Here is a 3,520-nt window from a genome sequence, read left to right as displayed (position 1 = left end):
GCTCGGAGTACTATAAACGGCTGGAACGGGGCAACGCCAAGGGCGCATCCGAGGCCGTCATTGATGGGGTCAGCCGCGCCCTCCAGCTGGATGAAGCCGAGCACTCACATCTCTACGAGCTCATCCGCTCAGCTAATGCGGGAGCCCATCCACAGCGCAGGCGCCCGGCACGCAAAACGCAGATGAACCCGGCCCTGCAGCAGACGATTGACGCGATGTCGACCGTTCCGGTGTTCGTGCAGAACGGCCGGCTGGACGCAGTTGCAGCCAACCGTCTCGGCCGGGCTCTCTTCTCGGAAATGTTCGACGACGCCCGGCAGCCGGTGAACGCTGCGCGCTTCGTGTTCCTCGATCCCAGGGCGCAGGCCTTCTATCAGGACTGGGAGTCCAACTCCCGCCAGATCGTAGCCCTTCTCCGGGTCGAAGCGGGCCGTTCCCCCTACGACCGGCAGCTCAGCGACCTGGTGGGCGAACTCTCAACCCGGAGCGAGCTCTTCCGTAAACTCTGGGGCGCCCACGACGTCCGCGAACACCGCACAGGTACCAAGAGCATCCACCACCCCATCGTGGGGGACCTCGACCTGAGCTTCCTCGGACTGGACCTCGCCACAGACCGCACACTCCAGATGCTGGTGTTCTCCGCGGAACCCGGGTCCGCGTCACACGACGGGCTGCAGCTGCTGGCGAACTGGGCGAGCACGCAGGGCCCGGCGGTGAACGCGCTCGGCCAAGCAACCACTCAGAACACCACCGGGCCCTGATGCTGCGACTATTGCGGGCTTTGGGGGCTCAACCCTGACTCCGGTGCGGAGGCCGCCGAACCGTCAACGCGGGGCAAGCGGGGGAGAGGCGCGCTGCCCAGTGCCCGCGCCAAGACCGTCCAGCATTTCCGTCAGCGACTCAAGCGATGAGCGTTGTGGCGTCCAATCCAGAATCCCTCGCACCCGGGCGGTGTCCATGATGGGTGCGCCGGCTGCCATATCGATCCAACCGCCGTCGGTCGACTGCAACCGCAGGCGCCAGCTCAGTTCGACGACGGCGCGCAGCACCGGCAGCGGCAAAGGCAACAGCCGCTTGGCGTGCAGAACCCAACCCAGCGCATTGGGATCCAGCACGGGCTCGGCTGCGATGTTGAATGCGCCGGCCGCTCGCCTCTCCAGCACACGCCAGTAGGCGTCTGCCACGTCATCGGCGTGCACGGCCTGGAAGACCAGCTCGGGTGGAATGGGCAGGATGGGAATCGAGGGCTTACGCGGTACGAGCCGTGGCAGGAACTGCCCAAGGAAGTATCGCCCCACCTCGCTGCCGGCCTGGGCACTGAACGTCAGTGCAGGCCGGAGCCGTGCCACAACGACGCCGGGGTTCTCCTGTGCAAAGGCGTCCAGAAGCCGTTCCTGGGCGGCCTTGTCCACACTGTAGTGGGATCCCTGAACGCCCTCCGTCGGCCAATCCTCGTTGGTCCGCTGCTCCTTAGGAGCCGGCGAATAGGCGCCCACCGATGAAGCGCACACAACATGCCCGACGCCGGCTGTCCGGGCAGCCCGGAGAACGTGGTCCGTTCCGGCGACGTTCGTCCGGCGAAGCAGCTCCCGATCATGGTTGGGCTGAATAAGCCAGGCCAAGTGGACCACGGCGTCAGCCCCGGCGAAGGCCTTTTCGAGTGCCGGCAGGTCACCCGGATCCCCGACGTCCACGCTGTGCCACCCCACGTCGCGGTAGGGTGCAACGTCACGGTCCGGTTCTCGGCGGGCAACGCCGACGATCTCCAGTTCAGTACCCCTTTCGGAGCGGGCTTGGTGAAGGCGGTTCAGCACTGCCGTGCCAACGTGGCCGGTAGCGCCGGTGAGCACAATCCGCATGGGCTTCTCCTCCGTATGGCTCTGTCCCGCCCAGCCTAGGAGCGGGCAGGCTGCGATGTAAATGAGCATCTGGCGGAACCGGTTGAACCAGTAACCACAGGCGATGGAGCACACTTAGTGTTATGGCTGGTTCTGAAGAGGTGACGACCCAACATGCGACTGTTGAGGACTGGACGCGGGCGTTGGCGGAGTCCGCCGGTTCTCCGGGCGGTGGGGCCGGGACCGGCGTGATGCTGGCCATCGCGGCGGCACTGACATCCATGGTCGCCGGATACACAGAGGCCGGGGACGGCCTGCGTGAGGAGCTGGCCGGTCTTCATGCGCGGGCGAATTCGCTCCGGGAAGCGGCTTTGGGGCTGGCCGACGACGACGCGTCGGCCTCCGAAGCGTTCGGTGCGGCGTTTCGGCTGCAGCCCGGGCCGGAACGCGAGACCGCGATACGCCAGGCATCGGAAGGGGCCGCCAAGGCCTCTGCGGTCCTTGGCGAGCGGGCCATGGATGCCATCGGGGATTTGGAGTGGCTTGCCTCCAACGGTAATCCGGCCCTTATTGCCGATGTGGTCGTGGCCTTTGGAGCCCTTCGCGCCGCGCTGACAGGCGCTCGAACCAATGTGAGCTTTGATCTGGCCGCCCTCACCTCCGCCGGGGCGCCTCTTGAACAGATCCGGGAACAGCATCCAGCGCTCTGGGCGACGGTGAAGCGCCTCAGCACGGCGGTTGAACGAATCGACGGACTGACTGCCGGCATAGATCATCGGGCCGCTCCGACGGATGCCGTCTGACGAAGAGGCCGGGTTGTTCAGGCCCACCACGCGAAAAGACCCAGTCCAGCTGCCCGTCGATTTTGCTGGTATTGGGTTCGTCGGTGCCCGACAGGTAGCTCGGTGAAGGGCGTCCCCGTGGTTAGCGGCCGTTGTATTCGTCGTCCGTGATGTGCTCGGCCCACGTGGTGGTCCTGGTTGGGTCTTCGCCGTTTTGAAGCATGGCGATGTGCTCCATGAAGCAGCCGGGGCCAGCTGCGTGCCAGTGCTCTTCACGGGCGGGGTGTAGATCGTCTGGCCGGGGTGGACTTCAATGATGTTTCCGTCCCTGGTACCGAAGCGGCCGACGCCTTGGGTGACCCGAAGATACTGGCCGTGCTGGTGGGAGTGCCAGGCTGTGCGCGCTCCGGGCGCGAAGCGGACTGTCGCGACGACCATGGTTTGGTCACTCTCGTGGGGAAGGGCGATGGGATCCAGCCATACGTCCCCGGCGAACTGCGCCGGTGGGTTCTTGGTGGTCGGGATGGCGGGTTCAATGTTCATGGTTTCCCTTACTTGTTGGCTGTGGTTACCAGGTTGAGGCGACTGTGCCGGCGATGATCCAGCCGTCGCCGCGGGGTTCGAACCAGGAACGCAGGGTCAGGCGCCATGTGGCCCTGGAGCCCCAGATGGTGGCGTCGGTGAGGGTTCGGGCGGTCAGCTCCGGCACGGAAACGTCCGGGCCGGGGGTGGCCTCCACGGTTTCCATCCGGTGGTACCGCATCTCGCCGGATTCAATAGATTCAAGCCATTCCGTCTTCGCGGATGATCCAGCGGCGGGATCCGCCCCGCTGGTTCGGGTCCTCGCTCATGGGCATAAAAAACTTTGTGGCCAGGAAGACGTCGTCGCGGCGTCCGGCC

4 protein-coding genes and 1 pseudogene are annotated in these 3,520 nt (G+C 65.7%); 2 read left to right on the top strand and 3 right to left on the bottom strand.

The features are described from left to right. Positions 1-761, top strand: a 761-nt coding sequence (locus DBR22_RS15490; RefSeq protein ID WP_258229234.1) for an MmyB family transcriptional regulator, incomplete at its 5' end; no start/stop codon positions are given. Positions 762-824: 63 nt separating this feature from the next. Here DBR22_RS15490 and DBR22_RS15485 read toward each other — a convergent pair. Next, entirely contained in the window at positions 825-1,859 is a 1,035-nt protein-coding gene (locus DBR22_RS15485) for an NAD-dependent epimerase/dehydratase family protein (protein ID WP_108599761.1), read from the bottom strand. Positions 1,860-1,981: 122 nt separating this feature from the next. Between DBR22_RS15485 and DBR22_RS15480 the strand changes: the two genes are divergently transcribed. After that, positions 1,982-2,641: a cyclodeaminase/cyclohydrolase family protein gene (locus DBR22_RS15480; protein WP_108599760.1), complete on the top strand. Its 660-nt coding sequence runs from the start codon at positions 1,982-1,984 to the stop codon at positions 2,639-2,641. A 121-nt stretch (positions 2,642-2,762) separates the two neighbouring features. Here the strand turns inward: DBR22_RS15480 and DBR22_RS15475 are convergent. Beyond that, positions 2,763-3,163: pseudogene (locus DBR22_RS15475) on the bottom strand ((R)-mandelonitrile lyase). A gap of 25 nt (positions 3,164-3,188) precedes the next feature. After that, complete coding sequence (locus DBR22_RS15470) at positions 3,189-3,383, bottom strand: hypothetical protein (RefSeq protein ID WP_108599759.1); 195 nt, start codon at positions 3,381-3,383, stop codon at positions 3,189-3,191. Between the last annotated feature and the right edge of the window lie 137 nt (positions 3,384-3,520).

Source organism: Arthrobacter sp. HMWF013 (genome assembly GCF_003061105.1).
Lineage (GTDB): Bacteria > Actinomycetota > Actinomycetes > Actinomycetales > Micrococcaceae > Arthrobacter.
Note: the sequence above shows the minus strand (reverse complement) of the source record. Positions and strands in the feature narration are given on the sequence as shown.

Bases quoted from the DNA above. Each gene is read 5' to 3' on its own strand.
- DBR22_RS15485 (WP_108599761.1), bottom strand. From the start codon at position 1,859: ATGCGGATTGTGCTCACCGGCGCTACCGGCCACGTTGGCACGGCAGTG.
- DBR22_RS15480 (WP_108599760.1), top strand. From the start codon at position 1,982: ATGGCTGGTTCTGAAGAGGTGACGACCCAACATGCGACTGTTGAGGAC.
- DBR22_RS15470 (WP_108599759.1), bottom strand. From the start codon at position 3,383: ATGCGGTACCACCGGATGGAAACCGTGGAGGCCACCCCCGGCCCGGAC.